This window comes from Kitasatospora sp. NPDC092948 (assembly GCF_044754805.1).
GTDB lineage: Bacteria > Actinomycetota > Actinomycetes > Streptomycetales > Streptomycetaceae > Kitasatospora.
The window spans coordinates 1-2,804 of record NZ_JBIVPU010000032.1 but is presented as its reverse complement, the minus strand read 5'-3'; the positions used below and the strand labels follow the sequence as shown (position 1 = coordinate 2,804).

Annotated in this window: 2 protein-coding genes; both read right to left on the bottom strand. The window is 70.9% G+C overall.

Annotated elements, in window-relative coordinates; genetic code table 11:
* The coding region (locus tag ACIQF6_RS36225) for a hypothetical protein (RefSeq protein WP_400903288.1) at positions 1-390 on the bottom strand (390 nt) is incomplete at its 3' end.
* 161 nt (positions 391-551) lie between these two features.
* Positions 552-2,804, bottom strand: a 2,253-nt coding sequence (locus ACIQF6_RS36220; RefSeq protein WP_400903285.1) for a LamG-like jellyroll fold domain-containing protein, incomplete at its 5' end; no start/stop codon positions are given.

Genomic DNA, 2,804 nt, shown 5'->3' with positions numbered 1-2,804 from the left:
CGAGTAGTCGACCGCGACGCCGGAGCTGTCGTTCACCCCGGCGACGGTGAACAGCACGCCGCTGACACCGGCCCTGGCGGCCGCGTCCTGGTCGAACAGCTCGACCTTGGCGGCCTTCGCGGCCGCGCCGGAGGAGGTCAGGGACACGGGCAGCTTGCCGGCCTTGACGGCCTTGCCCCGCTCGCCGGGAACATCGACGGTGGCACTGCCCTTGCCGGGCAGGGAACCGTGCTTGCCATCGGCCTTGCTGACAGTGGTGTCGGCCTTGGGCGCCTTGGCCTTGACGTCATGACCCTTGACCGGCTTCTCGGGCGAGACGGCGGAGGGCTTCTCGTACGGGGCTGCCGCCGCCATGGCGGCCAGCGGCAGGGTGGGGATCAGTGATCCCACCAGGGTGGCCGCGACCGTGGCGGCGACCCTTCCTCGGGTCCGCCTGATGACGGACCGTCCTGTTCTCACGATGGGTTTCCTCAGAGTTGGGCCCGTGACCGGGCATGGAGGGACAGCGGGCCGGACAGCTGGCGGCTGCCCGGCCCGAAGCGGAAGGAAGGTCAGGTGGTCGGGGTCGGCGGCTCGTCGGGGTTCGCGGCGAGCGCGTAGACCTGGGCGGCGCTCAGGACGCCCTGGTAGGCCCAGACGTCGTCGAGCTGGCCGGAGAAGTACTCGCCCCAGGCGTTGCCGATGCGGTTGCGGCCGAGCTGCAGGCCGCCGGTCGCCTCGTAGGGCTGGGAGGCCCCGGCGGAGGAGACGTAAGTGGTGCAGTCGGTGGCGCCGGCGGCGCAGACCTGGTTCTGGGGATCGCCGTTGACGTAGAGCACCAGTCGGTGGGAGAAGCCGTCGTAGGTGACGGCGAGGTGGGTCCAGTTGTCCCAAACCGACTGCTGTGCACTGTGGTTGACGGTGGTGCGGACGAATCCGGTGACGGCGTCGGTGGTGCGGACCTCGGCCTGCCACTCACCGAGGTCGACGCCGTTGCTGTTCTTGCCCAGGTAGTGCCAGCGCACGGTGACGGGGCTGTTGTTGGCGCCGTTCAGGGACAGCGCCGTCATGTCCCGGGTCGGGGTGCCCGCGGTGTTCGCCCAGCCGGCGAGCGTGAAGCTCTGGCTGGTGTGCAGCGGGGCGGTCGCGGTGGCGGCGTAGCCGGTGGTGCCGTTGAGCTGGAGGAAGCCGGGGGTCATCAGGATGCCCGCGCCGTTGGGGTCGACGGTGGCGCCGGTGCCCAGGGTCGCGGCGAGGTGGGCCTGGCTCTCGTCGGGCGTGGTGCCGGAGGTGGAGGTGTTGAGCTTCCAGCGGCCGGCCAGCACGGGGTGCTGCTGGGCCATCGCGGTGGCTTCCGGGTTGGTGATGATCCGGTCGAAGACCCGGACGTCGTCGATGTCGCCGCCGAAGAACTCGCCGTTGGCGCCTTCGCGGTTGACGGCGCCGATCTGCAGCGGGCCGGGGTTGGCCCACGGCGAGTTCTGCGTGTAGTCCGACTCGGCGACCAGGTACCCGTTGATGTAGAGGCGGGTCTTCTTGGCGGTGGTGTCGCTGACGCCGATCAGGTGCGTCCACTCGCCGGTGTTGCCGGCGAAGCACGGGACGTTGCCGACCATGGTGTTCGGGGTGCAGTCCTGCTGCCAGGTGCGCACCAGGGTGTCGGCCGCGGTGTCCTCCTTGTACCGGCCGAACGACCAGCGCTTCCAGGCGGCCGAGTAGTACAGCGAGAACTCGCTGTTGTGCTGGCCGATCTGGGTGATGGCGATCCGGGCGGTGGTGTCGCTGTCGGCGAGCTTGGGCAGCTTCACCCACGCCGAGACTGAGAAGTCCCGGGCGCCGTCCACCTGCGGACGGGCCGTGCGCAGGTAGCCGGTGGAGCCGTCCAGGTGGATGGCCTGGCCGTCGATGCCGGGCACACCGGTCTGCACCGACCCGTAGGCGGTCAGGGCGTCCGATTCGGGCGCGCCCTTGACGGTGGTGGTTCCGCTGTCCTCGTCGAAGTGCCAGACGGCCTTGGCCGCGCTGCCGGCGGGGGTCTGATCGGCGGCGACCTGCGCGGTCTGGGCCGCCGTCAGGGACCGGTCCCACATCTTGACCTCGTCGATCGAGCCGGGCCACGCGGCGGACCACTGGCCCTTCCAGCGGTCACGTCCGAACTGGACCGGCCCGTGACCGTCCCACAGGACGTTCGGGACCACCGCGGTGCTGGCCAGCACCCCGTTGACGTACAGCTGGAGCGCGCGCGACGGGGCGTCGTACACGCCGGTGAGGTGGGTCCACTGACCGGTCGGCGCGGCGGTGCCCGCGACGGCCGCGAAGGTGGTGGTGTCGGCGTCGCCCGCGGCGCTCTGCACCTTGAACGCCCAGCGGCTCTCCGTGCCGACGACGTTGGTGCCGAGCGTGAACGCGTAGTAGTTCGGGCCGTTCTGGCTCACCGCGACACGGTTCGAGGTGGCGCCGTTGAACTGCACCCAACTGGAGACGGAGAAGCTGCGCGAGGTGTCGAGCACGGCGGCATCGGTCTGCGCGTAGCCGGTCGCCGCGTCGCCGTTGAACGCCAGGGCGTTGCCGGCGTGCCCCGGAGCGCCCGCGGTGGCACCCGATCCGAGCGTGGCGGGAGTCTCCGCGCCGCGGCCGTTCAGGTTGCCGTCCATGTTCCAGCCGTCCCGCTGGCCCTGCCCGGCCAGGACGTTGAAGTAGTACGTCTCGGGCTGCGAGACGGTCCCGACTCCGTTGACGGCGCGTGCCGTCAGGATGTGCAGGCCGGCGGTCTGCGGGAGCACCTTGACGGTCTGTGCCGCGCCGCCGGTGGTGGCGACGTCGGT